Source organism: Rufibacter ruber (assembly GCF_014138425.1).
Taxonomy (GTDB): Bacteria; Bacteroidota; Bacteroidia; order Cytophagales; family Hymenobacteraceae; genus Nibribacter; species Nibribacter ruber_C.
Genome location: NZ_JACJIQ010000002.1, coordinates 225,752 through 248,727 on the forward strand (window position 1 = coordinate 225,752; position 22,976 = coordinate 248,727).

At 54.8% G+C, this 22,976-nt stretch carries 18 protein-coding genes and 1 tRNA gene; 13 read left to right on the plus strand and 6 right to left on the minus strand.

Annotated features, from left to right (window positions below; genetic code table 11):
• Nucleotides 1-111: 111 nt before the first annotated feature.
• The 3 genes from FHS90_RS03495 (at nt 112) to FHS90_RS03505 (ending at nt 3,147) form a co-directional block, all read left to right on the plus strand.
• Nucleotides 112-1,197, plus strand: coding sequence for a J domain-containing protein (locus FHS90_RS03495; RefSeq protein WP_066837245.1), 1,086 nt, complete (start codon nt 112-114; stop codon nt 1,195-1,197).
• A 521-nt stretch (nt 1,198-1,718) separates the two neighbouring features.
• Nucleotides 1,719-2,534 (plus strand): metallophosphoesterase family protein, encoded by an 816-nt coding sequence (locus tag FHS90_RS03500; RefSeq protein ID WP_066837242.1) that lies wholly within the window; start codon nt 1,719-1,721, stop codon nt 2,532-2,534.
• Between the two features lies 1 nt (nt 2,535).
• Nucleotides 2,536-3,147, plus strand: coding sequence for a hypothetical protein (locus tag FHS90_RS03505; protein WP_182511775.1), 612 nt, complete (start codon nt 2,536-2,538; stop codon nt 3,145-3,147).
• Nucleotides 3,148-3,541: 394 nt separating this feature from the next.
• Here FHS90_RS03505 and FHS90_RS03510 read toward each other — a convergent pair whose 3' ends face one another.
• The gene (locus FHS90_RS03510; RefSeq protein ID WP_241499067.1) at nt 3,542-4,297 is read right to left on the minus strand and encodes a DUF4197 domain-containing protein; all 756 of its coding nucleotides are present in this window, start codon (nt 4,295-4,297) and stop codon (nt 3,542-3,544) included.
• 655 nt (nt 4,298-4,952) lie between these two features.
• Between FHS90_RS03510 and FHS90_RS03515 the strand changes: the two genes are divergently transcribed.
• From FHS90_RS03515 to FHS90_RS03525, 3 genes are all read left to right on the plus strand, one after another.
• Nucleotides 4,953-5,213: a hypothetical protein gene (locus tag FHS90_RS03515; protein WP_066837236.1), complete on the plus strand. Its 261-nt coding sequence runs from the start codon at nt 4,953-4,955 to the stop codon at nt 5,211-5,213.
• A 355-nt stretch (nt 5,214-5,568) separates the two neighbouring features.
• Nucleotides 5,569-6,750, plus strand: a complete 1,182-nt coding sequence (locus FHS90_RS03520; RefSeq protein ID WP_241499066.1) for a putative sensor domain DACNV-containing protein — start codon at nt 5,569-5,571, stop codon at nt 6,748-6,750.
• A gap of 102 nt (nt 6,751-6,852) precedes the next feature.
• Complete coding sequence (locus FHS90_RS03525) at nt 6,853-7,620, plus strand: HNH endonuclease (protein ID WP_066837233.1); 768 nt, start codon at nt 6,853-6,855, stop codon at nt 7,618-7,620.
• Between the two features lie 4 nt (nt 7,621-7,624).
• On the opposite strand, the gene FHS90_RS03530 is transcribed toward FHS90_RS03525, so the two are convergent.
• The 4 genes from FHS90_RS03530 to FHS90_RS03545 all read right to left on the minus strand — a co-directional run bounded on the left by FHS90_RS03530 (nt 7,625) and on the right by FHS90_RS03545 (nt 11,320).
• Nucleotides 7,625-8,578, minus strand: coding sequence for an HNH endonuclease (locus tag FHS90_RS03530; RefSeq protein ID WP_066837230.1), 954 nt, complete (start codon nt 8,576-8,578; stop codon nt 7,625-7,627).
• Between the two features lie 154 nt (nt 8,579-8,732).
• Nucleotides 8,733-9,599 (minus strand): DUF5694 domain-containing protein, encoded by an 867-nt coding sequence (locus FHS90_RS03535; protein WP_066837227.1) that lies wholly within the window; start codon nt 9,597-9,599, stop codon nt 8,733-8,735.
• A gap of 344 nt (nt 9,600-9,943) precedes the next feature.
• On the minus strand, nt 9,944-11,071 hold the full coding sequence (locus tag FHS90_RS03540; RefSeq protein WP_343049568.1) for a Fic family protein: 1,128 nt from the start codon (nt 11,069-11,071) through the stop codon (nt 9,944-9,946).
• 173 nt (nt 11,072-11,244) lie between these two features.
• Nucleotides 11,245-11,320 (minus strand) — tRNA-Phe (locus FHS90_RS03545).
• A 176-nt stretch (nt 11,321-11,496) separates the two neighbouring features.
• On the opposite strand from FHS90_RS03545, the gene FHS90_RS03550 reads away from it, so the two are divergent.
• The 7 genes from FHS90_RS03550 to FHS90_RS03580 all read left to right on the plus strand — a co-directional run bounded on the left by FHS90_RS03550 (nt 11,497) and on the right by FHS90_RS03580 (nt 20,641).
• Nucleotides 11,497-12,855, plus strand: coding sequence for a 4Fe-4S dicluster domain-containing protein (locus tag FHS90_RS03550; RefSeq protein WP_153042806.1), 1,359 nt, complete (start codon nt 11,497-11,499; stop codon nt 12,853-12,855).
• 466 nt (nt 12,856-13,321) lie between these two features.
• On the plus strand, nt 13,322-14,095 hold the full coding sequence (locus tag FHS90_RS03555; RefSeq protein ID WP_066837217.1) for a (Fe-S)-binding protein: 774 nt from the start codon (nt 13,322-13,324) through the stop codon (nt 14,093-14,095).
• A 564-nt stretch (nt 14,096-14,659) separates the two neighbouring features.
• Complete coding sequence (locus tag FHS90_RS03560; protein WP_066839796.1) at nt 14,660-15,142, plus strand: hypothetical protein; 483 nt, start codon at nt 14,660-14,662, stop codon at nt 15,140-15,142.
• Between the two features lie 22 nt (nt 15,143-15,164).
• Complete coding sequence (locus FHS90_RS03565) at nt 15,165-17,093, plus strand: CHU_0125 family OmpA-like outer membrane integrity protein (RefSeq protein ID WP_241499126.1); 1,929 nt, start codon at nt 15,165-15,167, stop codon at nt 17,091-17,093.
• A gap of 1,189 nt (nt 17,094-18,282) precedes the next feature.
• Nucleotides 18,283-18,486, plus strand: a complete 204-nt coding sequence (locus FHS90_RS03570; RefSeq protein ID WP_182511777.1) for a hypothetical protein — start codon at nt 18,283-18,285, stop codon at nt 18,484-18,486.
• A gap of 148 nt (nt 18,487-18,634) precedes the next feature.
• Nucleotides 18,635-19,804 (plus strand): AIR synthase related protein, encoded by a 1,170-nt coding sequence (locus FHS90_RS03575; RefSeq protein WP_182511780.1) that lies wholly within the window; start codon nt 18,635-18,637, stop codon nt 19,802-19,804.
• A 156-nt stretch (nt 19,805-19,960) separates the two neighbouring features.
• A complete protein-coding gene (locus FHS90_RS03580; RefSeq protein ID WP_182511782.1) occupies nt 19,961-20,641 on the plus strand; it encodes a proline and serine-rich protein 1 family protein in 681 nt (226 codons plus the stop codon).
• 1,503 nt (nt 20,642-22,144) lie between these two features.
• On the opposite strand, the gene FHS90_RS03585 is transcribed toward FHS90_RS03580, so the two are convergent.
• A complete protein-coding gene (locus tag FHS90_RS03585) occupies nt 22,145-22,960 on the minus strand; it encodes a cyclase family protein (protein WP_182511784.1) in 816 nt (271 codons plus the stop codon).
• Nucleotides 22,961-22,976: the final 16 nt, after the last annotated feature.

The following is a 22,976-nucleotide window of genomic DNA, read 5'->3' on the forward strand; positions in this document are numbered from 1 at the left end:
GTTTCTGTTTTTGGCCTGTTTTTCAGAAAATAAGCCAAAAACAGGCGCCGGCTACCATTCTTCCGGCGTGTAACTCGTACTTTTGCAGACGGTACCTTTACGCTATACTGCTTGAGCCCAAATCCTTACCATATCCTGGGAGTGCCCTCCAACGCCTCGGCCGCCGAGATAAAGGCGGCCTACAAGCGGTTGGCGCTGCGCTACCACCCAGACAAGAACCCGGGCAACGGGCAGGCCGAGGAGCGGTTCAAGCAGGTGAACGAGGCGTACCAGGTGCTGTCTAACCCCAGGCGCAAGGCCGCTTTTGACCTGCAGCGCCAGTATGAGCAGCAGCAGCGGCAGGCGCAGGCCTACAGCGTGCCCCGCTACCACCACACCCGCCCGCCTGCCGGTTTCCGGGAACGGTCCTACCACCAGCGGCCGCAGCGCCGCTCCCGCTTCTCCCGGCGCGACGTGCAGATAGTGGCAGGGGTGGTGCTGTTGGTAATTCTGCTGGTATGGGGCCTGAAACTGGGCTGGGAGAGCGTGGCCGCCCGCCGGGCGAAGGAAGACGCCGCCCTGGCCGTGCAGCAACAGCGGTGGCAAGCGGCTGAGGCCGCCTATTCTGCCGTGCTGGAGTACCGGCAGGAGGAGCCGGAGGCAAGGCTTAGGCGCGCCGAGATCAGGCATGGGCACTTGCATGACGCAGAAGGGGCCGCGCTGGACTATTCTGTGCTTGTGCAGCAGGCAGAGGTGCCCAAACCCGCCTGGCATGCCGCCCGGGGCAAATGCTATCTGCAGCTGAAACAGTACCAGGAGGCGCTCCGGGATTTCAACCGCGCCCTGCAGCTGGACCCCACTCTCACCGCCGTCTACCATGACCGCGCCATTACGCACCTGCAGCTGGAAGACAATTGGCAGGCGGCGGTCAATGACCTTACCCGCTTTCTAACCCACCCGCCAGGTAGGCAAACGCTGCAGGCAGAGGCGCTGCTGCACCGGGCCTACGCCTTCTACCGGCTGGAGCAGTGGGGGCAGGCCCTGCAAGATACCCGGCAGGCGCTGGCGCAAGACCCCGGCAACGCCCGCGGCTATTACCTGCAGGCCCTCATTGCCAGAGCGCAGCATGACGGGCCCCGCAGCTGCGCTCTGCTGGCCAAAGCGGCCCAACTGGGCTTTACCATGGCCGCCGAAGAAAAAGCCCGCTACTGCTCTTAGCACCCACGCCAAGACAACTTTCTGTTTTTGGGCTGTTTTGGCCAAAACAGCCCAAAAACAGAAAAGCCCACCCAAAGGCGGGGAAGGGGGAAAGCCTCCTTGCCGCGAGCTCCTTTTGTGCTTGTCTGTCTGCCCCGTTTGTCAATATACATTTCTATACCTGCTACCAGAAAAGTTATAGCACCAAGGGCGGCAGAGGATTTGATAAAGTTAAGGCGTAGCGCGTAGTGTGTTGTTAGCCAGAGTGTTATATGAATAATTGGCGAAGCCAGGAGGGGTGGCGGCAGGAACAGTGCCCAGCAGCTATACTAAAAGGTATCATTGAGTTGTGAGGCCGCCACGGCAGAGAAGTGTACTTTTGAGCCGGATATTAGTTAAAGCCAATAAAATATTAGATAGGGGTAGCAGGTTGGCAATCTGTCTCTTCTATATAGGCCATAGGCAATATAAGTGCATCAGGCTGTTGAACAGGTTTTTTGCTATAAGTGTAAGCTCCTGCCGCTCCCGTACAAAATAAAAGAATGAAACGCATCCCCTTCTTGATCTACCCTTTGCTGCTTTTGCTGCTCTCGGCCTGCGAGGGGATTTTTGAATACCACCCCAACCAGATCAGACTCAAGGACAGCGAGAAGAACCTCACCCAGAAGAACCTTGCCCGCCTGCTGGCGCAGGCGCCGGGAGACACGCTTCGGCTGCTGGTGATGGGAGATACCCAGCGCTTCTATGATGCCACTGTTGACTTTGTAGACAAGGCCAATTCCATCCCCCACATTGACCTGGTGGTGCATCTGGGCGATATCTCAGACTTTGGGCTCTCCCAGGAGTTCAGGTGGGTGCATGACATCATGAAAAACCTGAAGTACCCGTACCTCACCGTGATAGGCAACCATGACATGCTGGGCAACGCCAGAACGGTTTACAGTGAGATGTACGGTGCGTTCAACTATTCTTTTGTCTATGGCCATACCAAGTTCATTTTCATTGACACCAATGGCCGGGAGTACGGCTTCAACGGGTTGGTACCTGATCTGGATTGGCTGCAGCAGCAGCTTACGCCAGAGCCCGACGCCCCCTGGACACAGGCAGTGGTAGTGTCACACGTGCCTCCGTTTGACGGAGATTTTGACCCGCAGCTGGAGCTGCCGTACCACCAGACCCTGGCGCAAAGCGGGGTGGTGCCGCTGAGCCTGCACGGGCACAGGCACAGCTGGCAGACAGAGACCCGGTACAATGACCCCAGCATTCTCTACCACGTCACCACCACAGTAAAGGAGAGAGGCTTTACCTACCTTAAACTCTGGGACGGCGGCTACAGCCTGGAGAAAATTGACTTCTAAGATGAAAGGATACCTTTACATGCTGCTGCTGGGCTGCTTCTTGCTAAGTAAGACCGCCTTTAGCCAGGAAGTGGCAGATTCTCTGGCGCAGGAGGAGGAGAAGCCGTTGACCCCTTATTACCTCAAGGCTCAGTTTGCCGGGAGTATTGGGTTGGTTTCAGTGGGCGTGGGCAAACAGTCTTTCAACCGCCGGCTGGAAACTGATTTTTCCTTCGGCTACCTGCCCCAGAAGCTGGCGGGTGACCGGCTCTACACCGTGGCCGTCAAGTCCACTTTTTTTCCGGTGAAACCGGTGCCGGTGAAAACGCTGGACTGGCAGCCCCTCAGCCTGGGCATGCAGATCAGTTATACCTTTGGCGATGATTTCTTTGCCTCAGAGCGTTTTCTGGCCCGCTACCCCAACCGCTACTACCGGTTTTCTACGGCCATTCACTATTACCTCTTCGCGGGGGGGCAGGTGAACCTGGTGCGGGTAGAAAAGCTGCGTAGGTTCAGTGGTTACTATGAAGTAGGCACCATGGGCGAATACCTGATCTCGTACATCCAGAACCCCGGGTACCTGAGCCCCGCCAAGATCTTCAACCTGGCCCTGGGGGTAAAGATGCGGCTGTAAATGATACGTGCGTTTTTGGCCTGTTTTTAGAAAAACAAGCCGAAAACAGCCTTTGGGGCACTACTGGCGCAGCCGCTTGCAGGTCCTCCGGGCGCTATCAGGTATTGGGGCAGAGTCAGGGGATCAGCCCCTGGGCTGGTAGATGCCAGGCTCTGCAGACTTCTCAGCGCTGGCGCTGGCGCGGGTCTCCAGACTTGCCGGGTGCTAACACCATGGTGTCACTTTGGCAACTTAAAAATGACTTCAGCGCTACATATTGCATAGCACGTTCTGCAATGCGGAGCTGCTGCCGGGCAGTGAAGGTAGCCGGGAAACAACCTGTTGTCCCGCCAGGCACGGGTTTTGAGGCTGGCACCGGCTGCGTGATGGCGCTTGTGTAGAACCATCAACCTTTTTAAGAGCCGAATACTTTTTTCAGCAGTTCTGAGGTGCGGGCCGCGGGGTTCTGCCTGATGTTCTTCTCTTCTTTGGCAACCATGGTGAACAGGCCGTCAATGGCTTTTTGGGTGGCGTAGTTGTCCAGGTCTGGGTTTACCTTCTGCACCAGCGGTATTTTGTTGTACGCGGTGATAAGCGTGGCGTAGTACTGGGTGGCGTGTACCTTGTTGAGGGAGCTTTGAATAATAGGCTTGAACTTTTCATGCAGCTGCGCCGAGGTGGTGCGGTTCAGGTACTGGGTGGCGGCATCTGGCTGCCCTTTCAGAATGGCTGCGGCGTCTTGAATGGTCATCTGCTTGATGGCGTTCAGGAAAATGGGTTTGGCTTCCTGGGCGGCGTCTTCGGCGGCCCGGTTGAGGGCCAGCACAAACTTGTCTACCTCGCGGCCCATGCCTATCTGCCGCAGCCGGTCCTCCACTTTCTTCACCTCCGGCGGAAAAGGGATTTTGATATCAGGGTTCTTGTAAAAGCCATCTGCCTGTGCCACCATGTCGGCCCCTTTGGCCACGCCGTTAGACAACGCTTCTTTCAGGGCCGCGCCAATCTCCTCAGAAGAAAGAGGGCTGCCGCCGCTCACCACCTGTTTGAGCTTGTTCAGGTCCTTGAGTTTGATCTGGGCCTGAGCAAAATGGGCCAGCAAGAGCGCCGCGGCCAGCGTTAACAGCGATTTCATCCCCCAGCGGGTGGTTCTTGAAGAAAAGAGAGAAGCCATGTGGTTTAAATACAAAGTGCCGCCGGTGTTAATGCATACCAGCCCTTTGTAAACAGATTTCCTGCCGGTTTATTGTTTGGCCTGCGGGATAGATGGCTTTTCATGTTCATGCAGGGCGCCTGGGGGAGAGCCGGTTGTGCCTTGATCTTTGGGGCTGCAAACAAGCTGGTATGAAACGGCCGGTGCGCCTTGGCTGCCTCCGTAGCACTTCCAGGAGACCCCAAAGCCCCGTTGGCAGAACCTGGCCCTGACTGTTTTCGGCTATGCCCCCAACTGGTTCAGCCTGCCCTTCTTCTGGCTTCAGCAAGGTTCTTTTCAAAAGCGGTAAGCCCTTCTTTTTGCGTTTTGGCAGGAACCGGCAATGCAGAGCCGCCGTAGGTACTGGGTGCTCCCGCGCGGCGCGTTCTGCAGGTGCAAATCAATGAGGAGGGGCATTTCTCTGCCCTGGGCTGAGGAAAGAAGGAGGGGATTCAGCTCCTAAAGCAAACACAAAAGCACTGTTCCGCAAGCAGCAGATACTGTTTAGGTTATAACGCAGGAGGGGTTTGGCCGCCGGGGCAAAGGAGGGGAAAACGAGAAATAAAGTCTGCAGAACGTGTACTAAGAAACCGGAATTAAGCGTAAAATAGGGGAACAATGGGCCAGAGAAAGAAGGATGATGGAAGTGAAGGAGTTTAGTCAAATGCCGTTGCGGGAGCAGATTCAATATGTGCAAGACAGCGGCCGTTACTTGCATGCCCGCCTCAAAGGCTGGTGCCATATCAGTCTGTACTACCTGGGCTCCTTCTACGTGGAGGTGTGGCTTCTGGAGCATTGCGGCAGCATTGCCCTGGTGCGCACTTTTACAGACCAGAAGCAGCTGGAGCCGTACCTGCACACCACTTCTATGGAAAACGTGCTGAAGGAGCTGGTATAACGGGCCTCGGCCTCCTGTATTTTACTTCAGGCTACGCCTGAAACCGTCCCTATGCTTTCCCTGCCGGGCTCATGTCCCTGCCCCGGCAAAAGCGGAAATGCGTTTTAGGGCTACTTTCTGAAAAACAGCCCCAAAACAGGAAGGCTGCTCCACGTCGGTCAAGTACGGCCCTCCTGTTCTTGTTTGGCACCGCTGGCCCACTTCTCTCAAACGCACGCTTGCACCTGGCTGCGCAGCTGCCCCTTGAAAGGGCCGCAGCCTCCCTGCCTATCTTTTAAGAAACCACAGATTGTGGCGGCCTGCCTGGCGGGGTATGACTTTTCTTCTTACTTTCACTCCTGCACGCAAACCTTTCATGAACCCAGTCGCCCCAGGGGCGTACGCGCAGTCTATGCAGCAAGAGTCAACGTATCAAGCCGCCCGCGCCGTGGCGAAGGCCGTAGAGAGCCATTTCGCGCAACACCGGGCCGAGGCACGGCAAAACGGGCCAGAGGCTGCGCTGGCCCCGGCCCCGCCCGCCCATGTGATAGAAGCCATTCTGGATGCCGCCTTCTGGGCCAGCCTGCGCAAGGAAGAAGGGCAGTCGCCTAAAATCTCTTTGGCTTACCTGTCGCCAGAGATGGCGGGCAAGCCGCTGGTGTTTGAGCACCGCTTCCCGTTAACGCCCACCATTCTGGCCAAGCTGGCGCCCGGGGTGGAGCGCCCGGGCATTCACCTGGGCGTCTGGTACGAGGCCGACCATCTGTACATTTGGGGCACTACGCAGGAGGTCATGAGTTACGGGTTTGTGGTAGATGTCTCAGAGCCGGGCCTGCTGGTGGTGAAGCACCGCCGGGGCGATGGCTTTGGGAAATTTGCCAACGTGGCCGTACTCAAAGGCGACCAGGTGAAGCTCATTAACGAAGAAAGCGCCAGCCTCCCCGACTGCCCCGGCCTGCTCAAGCCGCTGCTCAACCTCTCTGCCCCCTTTTCTGGTGACAGCACGGTGAACGTGCTGGTGCAACTGGCCGTCTCTATGCGCGCCCACCAGCGCGGGGGCACGCTGCTGGTGGTTCCGGCCGAAGCTACTACCTGGCAGGATTCCATCATCAAGCCTATCCTGTACTCGGTTTCGCCTGCTTTCTCTAATCTCTCTGGGCTCATGCAACAACCCGACGACGAGAAGAAGAAAGGCCCCTGGCTGGCGGCAGTCAGGCAGGAGGTAGGGGCGCTGGCGGGGCTTACCGCTATTGACGGCGCTACCATCATCAATGACCGGCACGAGCTGCTGGCGTTTGGCACCAAGATTGGCCGCGCCTACGGGCATGACCCGGTAGAGCAGATGATGATCACCGAGCCCATTGTGGGCAATGAGGGCAGAGTCATCCATCCCAGCCAGAACGGGGGCACCCGCCACCTCTCTGCCGCCCAGTTTGTGTATGACCAACGCGACGCCCTAGCCCTGGTGGCCTCGCAAGACGGCCGGTTCACGGTCTTCAGCTGGTCCAGCTGTGAAGAGATGGTACACGCGCACCGGATAGATTCTTTGTTGTTGTAGGGGTACGTTTTGGGGCTGTTTTAAGAAAAATAGGCTGGAAACAGCCATTAGCGTTACAAACTTTTTCGGCAAAGCCGATATTGACTACTTCTACCAACGCCTATGAAGCAGGGCCAACGCCTCTGGACAAGGGAAGAACTGATTTTAGCAATGAACCTTTACTGTCAGCTGCCCTTCGGTCGGCTCCATAGGAACAATCCTGAGGTGGTAAAGCTTGCAGAGTTAATTGGGAGGACGGCAGGCTCTGTCGCTTTCAAGCTGGTGAATCTGGCAAGCCTAGACCCGAGCCTGCGGGCAAGAGGTGTCAAAGGGGCACAGAATGTCAGTAAGCTTGACCAGGAGATCTGGAATGAATTTAATGACAATTGGGAGGTGCTGCCGTTTGAGAGCGAAATGCTGCGAGCTCAGGCAGAGGGAGCCAGAATAGAAGACAGGAACCTTATTCCTGAGCAAGACTTACCCCATGAAGGGAAAGTAAGGGAGCAAATGGTGAAGGTTAGGGTGAACCAAGCTTTCTTTAGAAGAGCTGTTCTTGCCTCTTATAACTCAACCTGCTGTATTACCGGGTTGCAAACCCCGACGCTTCTTGTGGCAGGCCATATTAGGCCATGGAGTGTAGATGAGAAGAACAGACTAAACCCGCACAATGGGTTAGCAATAAATGCTCTCCATGACAAAGCCTTTGAAGCGGGCCTTTTAACGATCACCCCAGAGTATGTGGTGAAGGTTTCTCCCATGCTGAAAGAAGCTGGAGGCGCGCATGATGATTTCTTTCACAAGTACAATGGCAAGAGCATGATCTTGCCGTCTAGGTTTCTGCCTCACAAAGAATTTCTTGATTATCACTGTAGGGAAAGATTCCAATGCTAGCAGGTCACCCTTTAAACACCACTTCCCTGTGCCACGCCAGATTCTCTGCCGCCGGATAATGAATAGCCCCAAACGGTAAGTTCAACCGTTGTCCTTGCAGCTTTCTGAGCGCATAGGCGTTGCGTTCATCTTCGGCTATGGCCGGAGATACCATGACTTTCAGTTGAGGATCTACTGAAATCAGCCCCCGGTCAAAAGCGCGGTGCAGATTAGGGCAGAGGGCAAGGCCGTTGGTGACGCGGTCATCGTTGCTTTGGCTGAAGGGCACAATATGGCAAGCATCAACCATAGAGAAGCCGTGCAACGAGCTGAGGCGCATGCCAGAGATGCAGCAGGTAAAGTTGTAAACTTGGGGTACCAGTTTTTTGAAAAGGCCGCCCCGCACAAACAGCTGCTCTTCATCTGGGGCGGTTGGCGTAAGGGTGTAGGTGGCAGCGCTTTCGTTCAGCAGGTATTTTTCCAGCTCATACATGTAGCCGCCGCCGTTCTTAGCCTGTTGGTAGGCCTCTTTACTGGCAGGGAAGTAGCGGTTGAGTATTGCTGCTTTCAAAATATTCCGCTGCTCTGGGTGTAATAGAAGAGGGTATACGTCATCGGCTACAAAAGCATACTCCACCAGATTGTTCAATACAGTGAAATTCTTGATCACTGAATTCAATTCTTTGCCTGGCCATGTTTTGACAAACCAGAAACCATCACCAGCCAAATGGTAAAAAGGGAGAAAGAAATCTGCCCGGTTGTCTGTGGTGACCAATAGGGCGAAGTTCTCTTTGAACGTGCCCACCAGCTCTGGCGTGATATAGATCTTGTTCTCAGTAAACTCAGCCTTCCCAAACAACTCCAGAACAGTTAACAGCAGGACTGGTTTGTGTGGTGCCGGGCCAAACTTAGTCATGCCCTGGCGAAGGTGGGTGAACTTGTGAAGGTATTTCTGCAATGAATCTGTAAGCGGAGACATGGAACAGGTGCTTAGGCTGGTGCCGAAGGTAGAAAGAAATGTTCTTCAAATTACTTGTCGCCTGCCTCTGTTTTTGGCCTATTTTTAGAAAAACAGGCCAAAAACGGAAAACCCTGCTCCCAGACTGGAACAGGATTCTCTGCACAGGAAAAGCTTATTGTTTCTTCTTCCCCAAAAATGTAGTGGCCGGCACCAGTTCAAACGCGGTGTCATCTTGCAGGATGCTGTGCAATGAGCCAATATGGGCCGCGCCAATGAGGAGCAGCATGCGCTTGGGTTTCTCCTTGAGCTGGGCTGTGGCCAGGTTGGAGTAGATTTTGTAGTCCCGGTTCTTGAAGATGGAGGTCAGTTCAGCGCCAATGTATTGGGGGTTCACAAAGGCGGTGTCTACCATGGCGTCTGGGTTTTTGAATTTGCCGTTCACCACGCGGGCGGGCACAATGTAGCGCACGCGGTACACCAGGTTGTAGAGCTCGGGTTGGTTCAGCAGCACCGTGTAGTCTTTGAGCGAGAGCGTGCCGTTCTGCAGGCCCGTGCTCAGTTTGCTCACCTCTTTCCGCAGGCCCGCAATCTCCTGGGTGTACAGGTCTATGTTGTCGCCGTTGGCCAGAATGCCCTGCGAGGTGCCGCCCGGCGCGTTGGCGCACACAATGCGCTTCAACTTGAGCTGCTTGCCTAGCCGAAAGGCCAACTGATAGACCTCGCTGCGGCCGTTCTCCAGGGTTTCCAGGTTGAGCTGGTCTTGCAGGTAGAGGGCGTACAGGCTGTCTATCTCGCGCTGCCGCTCAGGCAGCACCTCCACCAGAATCATGTCTGGGGCAAATTTAGCTGCCAGATTAGTGAGGTCCTGCATGGCTTTCTGGCCCTGGGGCGTGAGCACATCGGTGGTGGGTTTGTCTTTGCGGTAGATCTGGGCCAGATGGTCAGAGGCCATCACGGTGATTTTGGTTTTGCCCGCCTGGGCGAAGGTGTGGAGGGTGAACCCGAAGGCCAGCAGAGAGAGGACTGTTTTAAGCCGCATGTGATCAATGGTTTCCCATAATTACCACAATTTGCCCGAGAAGCCTAATGGCCAGCCTATACGTTTGTGCTGCTGGGGAGAGCAGGATGGGCACAGAAGATTTTCCGTTTTTGGCCTCTTTTCGCCAAAACAGGCCGAAAACAAAAAATCCAGCCTCAAAGTTTGGAGCGGGATTTTGTTTTGTGCTGGTGGAGATGCAGGGAATTGAGCCAGTGACATATGGCTTTTCTGTCCTTTGCTCTAGAGTCAGACAGATAGGCTTCTGCTCAATTCAGATAATTTTAGCCGAGAAAATGCGAAGCGAGACCACGGGCAGGTCAAACTTTATTAAAGTTGGGTGCTACCTATGCGCTGCGCAAGATCGTATAAAGTGCATCATTGATGTATATCCCCTCTTTGCCAACCTGTTTTTGGGATAATACGCCAATTTGCTGTAGGGCTTTTAAATATCTGGAAGCTGCCTTTCTTTCCAGCCCTAAACCATTGGAAATGTATTCAATCTTGGTGTAAGGGTGTATAAACAGCTGTTCTATCAAGTCTTTGGAATAAATTTTTGGTGCTTCTTGTTTTACCTTGTTCTGCACTGCATCAAACAGCTGATGGATAGCATTAATTTGTTGTATGGTTTGCCTGGCGGTACTTTCAGTGGCTTGCAGCATAAATAGAATCCATTCTTGCCAATTACGGGTGGTTCTCACTTCCTGCAGCAGGCGGTAATAGGTGCTTTTATGAGAGATGATATAAGAACTTAAGAAGAGGATAGGTATGTCTAATTGCCCCTGAAGGATAAGGTAAAGGACATTCAGGATTCTCCCGGTTCTGCCATTGCCGTCATAGAAGGGATGGATGCTTTCAAACTGGTAATGCTGAATTGCCATTCTGATCAAGGCTGATACCTCGCCGGGCTCCTCATTTAAATATACTTCCAGATTATGCATCAGGCGCTGTAACGTGTCTTTGTCATCAGGTGGCGTATAAATAGTACTACCGGTGGCATCGTTTTTAAGGGCTGTGCCAGGGAGCTGCCTTATGCCAGCCTCACTCTCTTCCAAAATGGCCTGGATGCGGCAAATGCTATTGGTGTTGAGGAAGCCTCTTTCCTGTATTTCCTGAAACCCACGTAACAATGCTTCGCGGTAGCGCAGTACTTCTTTGGTTGCGGGGTCAGCCTGTACAGAGGTAGCGGCAAGGGCTTGGTACAGCTTGTCATGCGTAGTGATGATATTTTCAATTTCAGAACTTGCCTGGGCCTCTTTCAGAACGATAGCATTTATTAGAATGCCCTGATTAGGGAGTGTCCTAGCCAATCCTTTTAACTCTGCTACGGCTACAGCAGCCTTGCTTTCCTGCTTTAAGATAGCAATAGATTCTATCTCTTCTAAGGTAGGAGGGAGCAAGGGCAGTTGGTTATAAGGCTGGTCAGGGGTAAAGGTTGGCTGTGTCATGAGACAAAAATACAAAAATTGGTACACGTAGGGGCGCTTATGTACCAATGGGGTGCATGAACGCACCTACGTGTACCAACTTGGTACATATCGGCTGAACCACCAAGGGGAGCTATTCCTATTTAAAGCCTCTTTTCGCCAAAACAGGCCGAAAACAAAAAATCCCGCTCCAAATCATGAAGCGGGATTCTCTTTTCTGCTGGTGGTGATGATTGGAATCGAACCAACGACACAAGGATTTTCAGTCCTTTGCTCTACCAACTGAGCTACATCACCAGCATCTTTTCACTTCTGGTCAGGAGCTGTTTTGCTGCCGTTCCCGTGAAAAAGTATGCAAAGGTAAGCAGCCTGCGCACATTTGCAAAACTTCTGGCAAAAAAATCTTTTATACCGGTTTCCGAATACTTTGCTAAATTCGTTCGTAATAGAAGCAAATTCCACCGCTAAACTTCCTGCCTGTGATTAGTAGCATCGCGTTTATTATTGTAGCTGTAGTAGGTATTGGCCTGTTTATCTGGCAGATCCGAAAAATTGCCCAGAACATTAACATGGGCCGTGACAAAGAGATCTCCGGCAACGTCTCCCAGCGCATCAACACCCTTTTGCTGGTGGCGTTTGGCCAACAAAAAATGTTTAAGCGCCCGCTGCCCGCCGTGTTGCACCTGTTTGTGTACGTGGGTTTCCTGGTGATCAACGTAGAATTGATTGAGATCCTGATTGACGGCACCTTTGGCACCCACCGGGTGCTGGGCGTGCTGGGGCCGGTGTACAGCGTGCTCATGGCCATCAATGAAATTCTGGGCCTGCTGGTGATCATTGCCTGTGTCATCTTTTTGGTGAGACGCAACGTGACCAAAGTGCCGCGCCTCACCAACGGCGCTGAGATGCGCGCCTGGCCCAAGCTGGACGCCAACATTATTCTGGTTACGGAGATTGTGCTCATGCTGGCGCTCTTCGCCTTTAACATTGCTGACCAGAAGCTGACCCAGCTGGGCGGCCTGCACCTGGTGGGCGCCTTCCCCGTCACATCTGGCCTGGTAGACCTGTTTGGAAGCGATGTGCAGACCCTGAAAATCATTGCCGCCGTGGGCTGGTGGGTGCACATTGTAGGCATTCTGGCCTTCATGAACTACCTGCCCAGCTCCAAGCACTTCCACATCATCATGTCGTTCCCCAACGTGTACTACAGCAAGCTGGAGCCCAAGGGCCAGTTCAGCAACGTAGAGAGCATCACGCATGAGATCAAAGCCATGCTGGACCCCAGCTACCAGGTGCCGCCCGCGCCCGAAGGGGCAGATCCGCAGAAGTTTGGGGCCAAAGACGTGGAAGACCTCACCTGGAAGCAGCTCATGGACTCCTACACCTGCACCGAGTGCGGCCGCTGCACCAGCGTCTGCCCCGCCAACATCACGGGCAAACTGCTCTCGCCGCGCAAGATTGTCATGGACACCCGTGACCGCCTGGAGGAGAAAGGCCATTCGCCCATCATCTTCGCGCCGGCCCGCTACCAGCAGGAGTCTGAGCGCGTAAACGCCACTGATGAAAAGACGCTGCTGCGCGGCTACATCACCCCAGAGGAACTCTGGGCCTGCACCACCTGCAACGCCTGCGTAGAGTCCTGCCCGGTGAACATCAACCAGCTGTCTACCATCATTGACCTGCGCCGGTTCCTGGTGCTGGAAGAGTCTGCCGCGCCGGCCGCCCTCAACGCCATGTTCAACAACATTGAGAACAACGGCGCCCCGTGGGCCTTCTCCCCAAGTGACCGTTTCAACTGGGCAGATGATTTGTTCATGGTTTCCAAAAACTAGGTCATAAACGCATCGGCGCAGCCGAAGGAAAAGAAGTCATTCCTTTGTGTAGACAAGGCTGTTGTCTTCGCAAAAGGGGAAGGTAAAAGCACTTTTTGCTTTGTAAACCAGCTCTTCCGGAGTTCTGCTCCGGAAGTAGTCTGCCAGGGAGTTCCACTCCCCCTTCTTCTGCAACTTCTGCTCGTGGTTCCCGGCAGAGTAGAACTCCGCAGCAGGCAAGTTCAGGAGTGGAACTCCTGAACAGCGAGTAATAGCTAACAACTTTGCCAGATACTTCCCCTCCTCAGAGGGGTAGGGGTGGGTTTCACGCGTTCCTTACTCGCCACCTGAAAAACGCTGAATTGCAGAAACAGCCTAACAACCATTAGCAATTGTGCGGCATGCCGAGTAAATTAGCACACTAGCACCTTTACAACTTAGCCCTTAACCACTGATGTCAGAGAAAAAACAGATACAAGTACCCGTTATGGCAGACCTGGCCGCCCGCGGTGAAACCCCTGAAGTTTTATTCTGGGTAGGCTGCGCCGGCTCCTTTGACGACCGCTACAAACGCGTAACCCGTGACTTTGTGCGCATTCTGGAGCACGTGGGCACCAAGTACGCCGTGCTGGGCATGGAGGAATCCTGCACCGGTGACCCCGCCAAGCGCGCCGGCAATGAGTTCCTGTTCCAGATGCAGGCCATGACCAACATTGCCACGCTAGACGGCTACGGCATCAAAACCATTGTCACGGCGTGCCCGCACTGCTTCAACACCATCAAGAATGAATATCCCGCCCTGGGCGGAAATTACGAGGTCATTCACCACAGCACCTTTCTGCAGAACCTCATCAACGAGGGCAAGGTGAAGATAGCCGGCGGCGGCGAGTTCAAAGGCAAGCGCATCACGTTCCATGACAGCTGTTACCTGGGCCGCGCCAACAACATCTATGAGGCGCCGCGTGAAGTGCTGGCCGCCTTAGACGCAGATCTGGTGGAGATGAAGCGCAGCCGCGCCAACGGGCTCTGCTGCGGGGCCGGCGGTGCCCAGATGTGGAAAGAGCCCGAGCCCGGTTTCAAAGACATCAACGTAGAGCGCGCCGAAGAAGCCATTGGCACCGGGGCCAGCATCATTGCCAGCGCCTGCCCGTTCTGCATGACCATGATGGCCGACGGCGTAAAGAGCCAGAACAAAGAAGACTCAGTCAAAGTCTTTGACATTGCCGAACTCATTGCCCAGGCCGAAGGGTTAAACGCGTAAGTACGTAGCAAGTAGCACGTATCAGGGCGTAAGACCGGGTAAATATGTTTTGGGGCTGTTTTGGCCAAAACAGCCCCAAAACGGAAGTTAGAAAAACTCTTGCTACGTGATATCTGTTACGTGATACCTGCATGACTGCGCTATTCGGGATTTCTAATCCCGAATTCTTCTGTCTGGGGATTTCTAATCCCCAATGCTGGGCTATTTAGAAAGCCGCCGCACTACGGGGATTAGAAATCCCCGGCAGAGAACTTCCGGCTTTGAAATCCGGAAGGGCAGAGAGCAAGAGCCGTATGCAGCAAAAGCAGATACACCCATTGCCGCACATTTGCACGCTTGCGTGTGGGACTATGGAGGCCAGCCGGAAGCTGAAGAACTTCCACCATACAACATCACTTGCTGAAAGCTTGCGGCAGGAGCGGGTAAGGCAGAGGTTGCTGAAAAGAAGATTTGCGTTTTCAGCTTGTTTTGGCCAAAACAGCCCGAAAACAGAAACCATAGAAGTCTTGCTGCGTGATACCTGCTACGTGATACTTCGTTATAAAAATTAGCACTTTACTTAACATGTACGTTCCGTTTCAAGACTTGCCACCGTATAGCCGGGTGTGGGTGTACCAGATCAGCCGCCCCCTGACCCCAGAAGAAGAAGAGAGCATGAACCAGCGGCTGCAGGGTTTCGTAACCGAATGGAGCAGCCACGGCAATGACCTGCAGGCTTCTTTTGAAATACGGGCGCGCCACTTTATCATCTTGGCTACCAATGAAAAAGTAGCCACCGCCAGCGGTTGCTCCATTGATAAATCAGTGGGGTTTTTAAGACAATTAGAGCAGGAGTTTCACGTTCAATTATTTGACCGTACCAGATTGGCGTTCCAGCAGGGAAACCAGGTGCAGACGGTGCCCATGGCCGAGGTGAAGCAGCTGGTGGCCGCAGGGTCGCTGTCGCCGGAGTCGCTTTATTTTGATACCTTAGTAGAAACGGTGGGCGGCCTGCGGGAGCAGTGGCCTAAACCGGCAAAAGATACCTGGCTCGCCCGTTACTTTTAGAGCCATCAAACATGATGAGTGCATGATGCGGAAAAACAACATTCTGGTGCTGGGCCTGGCCCTCTCATTGGCCGCCTCCTCCTGCGGCCCCTTCAGGGGCGTGGTGAAGAAGGGTGACAAAGACTTTGCCCAAGGCGAATACCAACTGGCCATTGAGCATTACCAGGAGGCGCTGAAGAAAGGGAAGAACCCGGCCACGGTGAACTTCAAACTGGCAGAGGCGTACCGCATGTCTAACCGCCTCTCTCAGGGCGAGCCGCACTACAAGGCGGCCCTGGACGCCGGCCAGAAAAGCGAGGAAACCCTTTTCCGCTATGGCATGGCCCTGAAGGCGAGCGGCAAATACGAGGAAGCCGCCGCGCAACTGCGCAACTACCTGGCGGTGGCCACCAACAAAGGGTTCATGAGAGAGGCGCAGCGCGAAGTGGAGAACCTGAAAGTGGTGCCTTCCATTGTGAGCACCCCTTCTTACCAGATTGTAAAACCCGTACCGGGCACCAACAGCGCCGCGTCTGAGTATGCCCCCGTGGTGCACAGCGGCGGGCTGCTGTTCACGGCCTCCCGCGAAGAAACCAAATACCTGGGCAACGGCGAGGGGTTCCAGAACCTGTACCTCATTGCTTTGTCAGACACCGGCGTGGTAGCAGCGGCCCCGGTAAAAGCCTTGCCGGGGCAGGTGAATGCTGAAGGAATGCATGATGCCACCCCCGCGTTCACCAATGAGGGCCGCACCATGGTCTTCGCCCGGAGCAACTCTGGCAAGAAAAGCGGCCGCAAAGACGTAGACCTGTATGTGTCACAGTTCAAAACCGGCACCTGGTCTGAGCCAACGCTGCTGAGTTTCAACATAGATGACGCCTGGGATGCCACGCCCGCGTTTTCGCCCGATGGGCGCACCCTCTACTTCTCCTCAGACCGCAAAGGCGGCCAGGGCGGGAATGACATCTGGAAAACTACCTTAGACGCCGGTGGCCGCTTTTCACGCCCGGTGAATCTGGGTCCGGTGATTAACACGCCAGGCAACGAGGCCTTCCCGCACGTGGCGCCAGACGGCACTTTGTACATTGCCTCAGACGGGCACCCCGGCCTGGGCGGGCTGGACATCTTCCGGATCAACGGCGACTCGGTTATCAACATGGGCACGCCCATCAATTCTTCGGGAGATGACTTTTCTATCTTCTACACTGAGAAAGACAGAGGGTTCTTTGCCTCCAACCGTGAAGGCGGTCAGGGCGGTGATGATGTGTACTCTTTTGAGAAGCGCAAGCCTAAGCTGGTGAACTTCTTTGTAGACGGCCGGGTGCTGGAGCGGAACGAGAAAACCAATGCCACCACGCCCATGGCCAATGCGCGGGTAACGTTACAGGCGGCCCAGGGCGGCAAAGTGGCCGAGGTGCTGTCTGATGCCGCCGGTAACTTCACCTTCAAGCTGGATACCGCCAGCGTGTACTCGGTACTGGCGGAGAGGACCGGGTATTTTGCCGACCGTAAATCTGTGGTGACCCAGGGCAAAACGCCGCCGCAGAACCAACTGACCCAACCCGTTACGGACATCCGCCTCACGGCCACGCTCACGCTCACCAAAATTGTGCGCAACAAAGCCATTGTGGTGGAAAACATTTTCTATGACTATGACAAAGCCGATATCAGGCCAGATGCGGCCCTGGAGCTGGACAAGCTGGTGCAGACGCTCGTAGACAACCCCGGCATTACCATTGAGCTGAGTTCACACACAGACAGCCGCGGTAATGACAAGTACAACCAGGATCTCTCGCAGCGCCGCGCCCAAAGCGCCGTAGACTACATCATCTCCAAAGGCATAGATCCTAAGCGCATCACCGCCCGCGGCTATGGCGAAGCCCAGCCAGTAGTTAGAAACGCCAAAACCGAAGCCGAACACCAGCGCAACCGCCGCACTGAGTTTAAAGTGACGCGTATTGACGAACAATAGCATAGCCTGAGCCAAGTTATCTGGCCTGTCTTGCCAAAGCGAGACAGGCCAGATTTGTTTGAGAGGGACCGGGAAGCGAGTAGCTTCTGCTCCAAGGCAGGATCAGCCATGCGTAGAACCTGCCCCTCCCGGTAGAGGTGTTATCTGGCATGCGTAGGGCACATGACGGGTGACCGTACCTCAGCAACGCGTGGACCGGCACGTGTCAACATCCCCCTCGCCCCCTTCAAAGGGGGAGCATCAGAGTGAGTTCTGAGTTATGAGTCTTGAGTTCTGAGTCCTTTCATTTTTTCCTTACGCAAATCAGCACGAATGAAGCAGCAATGTCTGGTTTCGCTGCCGTGCCGCGAGGGCAGGCTGAGAACACCCATCAGCTGTAGGCACGAGTCTGGGGACTCGCGCCAGCGCGGGAGTATCAGCCGGAGTTAGAAGGCACGTAAGTAACTTCCGCGCCATAGAGGGAGCTATAGAGGGCAGAAGTAATGTGAGGCTGCCGCCTCATGGAAGCTGAAAGCTTCCGCCACCATAGGTTCAAGTTGGAAACTTGAACCAGAGAAAGCGGCAAACAAGCAGCAATAAAAAAACAATACTTCTGCCCCTGGCTGATGTGCGTAGCACGGGCTCGCCACAGGCTAGCGGATAAGCAGCGGTTACCTACTGGAACAGACCGAGAAAGTAAGTCTGATCAGGAGAGGAACCTAAACCAGTCCTGGGGGTGAGCGCCTCTGTTAATACGGTGCCGCTTCAGCGGCAAGGCCGGAGGGCCTAGTTTTAACAGCAGTGCTCACCCCCAGGACGGGGCCCCGCGGCCGTGAGCGCTTACCGGAAAAGATGAAACAACTCAGTAAATAAACCACCGCGTCAAGCAGACTAGCCAAGGGAAAAACGGACTACACCTTCCCGCCGCAGCCAAGGCAATAACAGACTACGCATGGGATGGAAAGCCGCTGCCAGGAGGAGCAGCAGACCACGCATTGCCACAGGCAGCAGAGGCACTGCATCCAACAGCCCAGCCAAGGAAACTGCAGAACACGTATGGCAACAGACTGCCCCGCCGGGAACAGCGAAGCGAACCTTCCAACGGCAGAAGCAAGCCTCATAACATTGGCAACAGCCCGCGTTACATGGCTAAACCTGTTCCTTTTGCTGAAGATCAATCACTTATACGCCGCCAAGCATCCTCTGGAACATGAAAAGCCCCCTTCTCTTTCTCGCAGGTATTATTTGTACCGCCATCGGCGTAGCCACCGTCTTCTTGGATGTTCCATTTCTAGGGAATCTGGATACCTCCAAGTTCCAGGTATTCTTCCATGGCTTTCTGCTGGGGCTTGGGCCGGTATGGGTCATTGTCGCTTTTGTGAGACGGAAGCAGGGGAGGGAGCTGCTCAAATAACCGCACCTTTTCAGAAATACCGGAAGAAAAAGCCCGTCAGAAACGGGAGGCTTTCTTATTTTTGCTCCGTTATTCATGATTTCGCGTTTTGGGCCTGTTTTTCAGAAAACAAGCCCAAAACAGTTTTCGCCAACCACCAACCCATTCCATGGAAAACCGGTACCTGCAGCGGGGCGTCTCGGCCTCAAAAGAAGATGTGCACAACGCCATCAAGAACATTGACAAAGGCCTGTTCCCGCAAGCGTTCTGCAAAATCATTCCGGACCTGCTGGTGGGCGACCCCGAGTACTGCAACATCATGCACGCCGACGGCGCGGGCACCAAATCCGCCTTGGCCTATCTGTATTGGAAAGAAACCGGTGATTTATCGGTTTGGAAAGGCATTGCCCAGGACGCCATTGTCATGAACACAGATGACCTGCTGTGCGTGGGCGCTACAGATAATATCCTGCTTTCCAGCACCATTGGGCGTAACAAGAACCTGGTGCCCGGCGAGGTCATAGCCGCCATCATCAACGGAACAGAGGAAGTTTTGCAGATGCTGCGCGACAACGGCATTGGCATCTACAGCACCGGCGGCGAGACCGCCGATGTAGGGGATCTGGTGCGCACCATCATTGTAGACAGCACCGTGACCGCCCGCATGAAACGCCGCGACGTCATCTCTAACCACACCATTCAGCCCGGTGATGTGATTGTGGGCTTCGCGTCTTACGGCCAGACCACCTATGAAACCGAGTACAACGGCGGCATGGGCAGCAATGGCCTCACCAGCGCCCGCCATGACGTGTTCGCCAATTACCTGGCCCAGAATTACCCAGAGAGCTTTGATCCCGCCGTGCCGTCTAACCTGGTGTACTCGGGCAACTGCAAGCTCACAGACATCAATGAAGAAACCGGCTTGACCGTGGGCAAACTGGTATTGTCGCCCACCAGAACCTACGCACCGCTGGTGCAGGCCATCTTGAAAGACTACAGAAGCCAACTGCACGGCATGGTGCACTGCAGCGGCGGGGCGCAGACCAAGGTGCTGCACTTCACGCAGAACGTGCACATCATCAAAGACAACCTGCTGGCCGTGCCGCCGCTGTTCAGACTCATTCAGGAGCAGAGCAACACCAGCTGGCAGGAGATGTACAAGGTCTTTAACATGGGCCACCGCCTGGAGCTGTATGTGCCGGAGGCCATTGCCGCTGATCTCATTGCCATTGCCGGTTCTTTCAACTTAGGGGCGCAGGTTATTGGCCGCGTAGAAGCCAGTGCTCACAATGAATTGACCATCAAGAGCGCCTACGGCGAATTCCAGTACCAGGGATAAGCGGTAACCGCAGACTCATTTAGCGGAGCCGCAGCCGTTTTTGGCCTGTTTTTCAGAAAACAGGCCAAAAACGGCTGCGGCTTGCTTTTTCTATATAGAGTTGGCACAATGTTTGGATTTGGCTTCTCAACAGAGAGAAATCTAAGTCTTACCGCTATGAACCGTCTATACGTTACCATTATCGCCTTTTTCCTGTTTCTTGGTTTGGTGCAGGCGCAGGTACCCCGTGACGCCGCCATTCTGGTAGAAAGCCAGCGCGGGGAACTGTTCTACCTCGCCATTGGCCCCCGCGTCATCAACACCGTTCCCTCTAACCGCGTGGCGGTAGGTGATTTGCCCGCCGGAAGGCACTGGATAGACGTGCGGGTGGTGCGCAGAGGCAGACCTTTGACTATCAGGGCTGAAGTGTTCCTGCACAACGGGTATGAAACGGTATTTGTATTGGAGCCTGCCCGCAGAGGAAACTTCATTCTAAGAAAAGTAGAGGAGGTGCCGCTGCACCGCCCAGTCCCGCCCGTGCAGGGGCCCGTGTATGATGACTGCCGTTCGGCCATGGACGAGCGCCAGGTAGACCGCACCCTCCGTTTTATGAAAGACGAAGGCTTTGATGACCGTCGCCTGGAGATCGCCAAAGGCGAAATAAGACTAGCCGGCAGCATCATGACCGAAGACCTTTTCCACTTCATGAAGGCCCTGAGCTTTGAAGACCGCCGCGTAGCCCTGGCAAAATACGCCTATCAGTTTGTCTGCGACCGCCGCGAGTTCCCCCGGGTGCTAGAAGCCCTGGAGTTCACCAGCAGCAAACGTGAACTCCAGGATTTTATTTATAAGCGGTAAAAACTGCTGTGCAGACAGGAAAGGCTCTACTGGTAACCGGTAGAGCCTTTCCTGTTTTGGGGCTGTTTTCCAGAAAACAGCCCCAAAACAGGAAAACGGTGTTCCCCCTCGCGGAAAAGGAAGCATCTTGATCCAGCAGAGGGTCTTGGCGTAAACCCTCGCAGGTCTGAAAGACGCAGCGGGGGCTGGTAGTAGTCCTGAGTCTTGAGTCACGAATGAGATTGGGGCTTAGTTTGGGAAAACAACATGCCACGCGTGAGACCCACCCCAGCCCCTCCCGGGGGGAGTTGTCTGGCATGCGCGGGGCAAATGGCGGGTGACCGTACATCTGGCCTGCGTGTCCCTCAGCTGTCCGGGATTTGTAATTCTGGGCCTAGTACCTGCGGATTTGTAATCTGCGGCGCCTGCAGATCAAACGTCCCGCCGCGGGGATTGCAAATCCCCGTGTACCAGCTTCCGGATTGCAAATCCGGAAGAGCGCGATGCTTGGCAGAACTCAACGATATGCGCCAAAAAAGAGGGTGATCAGGAATGCGTGCCCTCCTGTGTAAACATCCCCCTTCACCCCCTTCAAAGGGGGAGTGTCAAAGTGAGTTCTGAGTCTTGAGTCCTTCCTTTTCCCCTTAGGTACTTCAGCAGGAATGAAGCAGCAATGCCTGGTTTCGCTGCCGCGCTGCGAGGGCAGCCAGAGACCGCCCGTCAGCTGTAGGCACGAGTCCGGAGACTCCGCCAGCGCGGGAGTATCAGCTGGAGTTAGAAGGCACGGAAGTAACTTCCGCGCCATAGAGGGCAGAAGAGGGAGCTATAGAGGGCAGAGGTCATGTGAGGCTGCCGCCCCATGTAAGCTTAAAGCTTCCGCCACCATAGGTCCAGGTTGGAAACTTGAACCAGAGAAAGCGACACACAAGCAGCAATAAGCAAACAAACAACAATGAACACTTCTGCTAGTGGCACCTCTGTTAAATTAGCACTTCTGCCTCTGGCTGATGTGCGCAGCACGGGCTCGCCTCAGGCTAGCGGGACAGCAGTAGTTACCTGCTGAAACAGACAGAGCAAGTATAGGAAGTAGCAGGAGAGGAACCTAAACCAGTCCTGGGGGTGAGCGCCTCTGTTAATACGGTGCCGCTTCAGCGGCAAGGCCGGAGGGCCTAGTTTTAACAGCAGTGCTCACCGCCAGGACGGGGCCCCGCGGCCGTGAGCGCTTACCGGAAAAGATGAAACAGTACAGTGAGTGAGGCACCGGAGCAAACGGTAAAGCCAGGGGAGCAGCAGACTACGCATTCCTAAAACAACGGCAATGCATCCAACTGCCCAGCAAAGGGAACAGCAGACTACGCACTACCACTGCTGCATTAAGCGCCACAGCCAAAGGAACAACAGACAACACATTGCCCAAAGGAACAACAGACCACTTATTCTGCCTTCCGGCAACGGGAGAGAGTTGGTGAAAGCGGACTACTCATACCACCACCACCAGCAAAATAACCGGAGGAAAGCGAAGGTTTAATGCGGGGCCTCAGAGAAGAACACAGTAGGTGCGGGAGCAGCGGCAGCCGGAGCCAATGCATATAAGACAGGTCTGCTTGGGCTGGCATCCAGCACCAGGCTGGTCACCTGTAAATTCAGCAGGAACAACCCGTCTGCCACCGCATCTGGTACAAAAATCAACTCTGTAATGGTGGCGTTGGTACGAACAGCCGCCGGGTACTGCCAAAACGCACGGTGTGCCAATAAGGCTCCCCCGTCTTCCTCGCGGTCAACAGAGGGCAGGTCCAGTAGCAAATGCTCTATTTGGTTTTCTGCTAGGAATTGCGCCAAAGCGGGCTCTAGGTACGCAGGGTTGGTGCCCGAGTAGTGGGCGGTGCGTTTCGCCTCTGAATTGGGGAGCGTACGAAGCACCAACGCCTCCGGTAAATGCGTGCCCTCTACCTTCGCCAGCACGTCATTGGCCATCACCATGAGATCCCCGTTTTCCTGCCGCCGCGGTGCTACGGTTACCACCTGTGCCACAAACAGGAAACGGCGCAGGCATTGATCCAGTGTAGCGGCGGGATCTGGCGAGATGTGGCCGTAGCATTCGGTGTGGGTGCCGTTGCCGTGCGGGGTGAGGTGTACGCGCTGGTAGTTGGTTGCGCCCCCTGCGGCCACGCTGCCCACAAAATCGCCAACGGTGATGGTCTCCACCTGCACCGGCTCCGCCCAGAAGCAGTTTACGTTTTCCGGCCCCGCCGCCAGCGGCAGGGAGATATCCAGCGGCTGCAACGGGTCAAAGGTGTAGTTTCTGTTTCTAAAGGTAAGGGTGGCGGTAGGTGCATGCATGGCGGGCGTTTTAGAG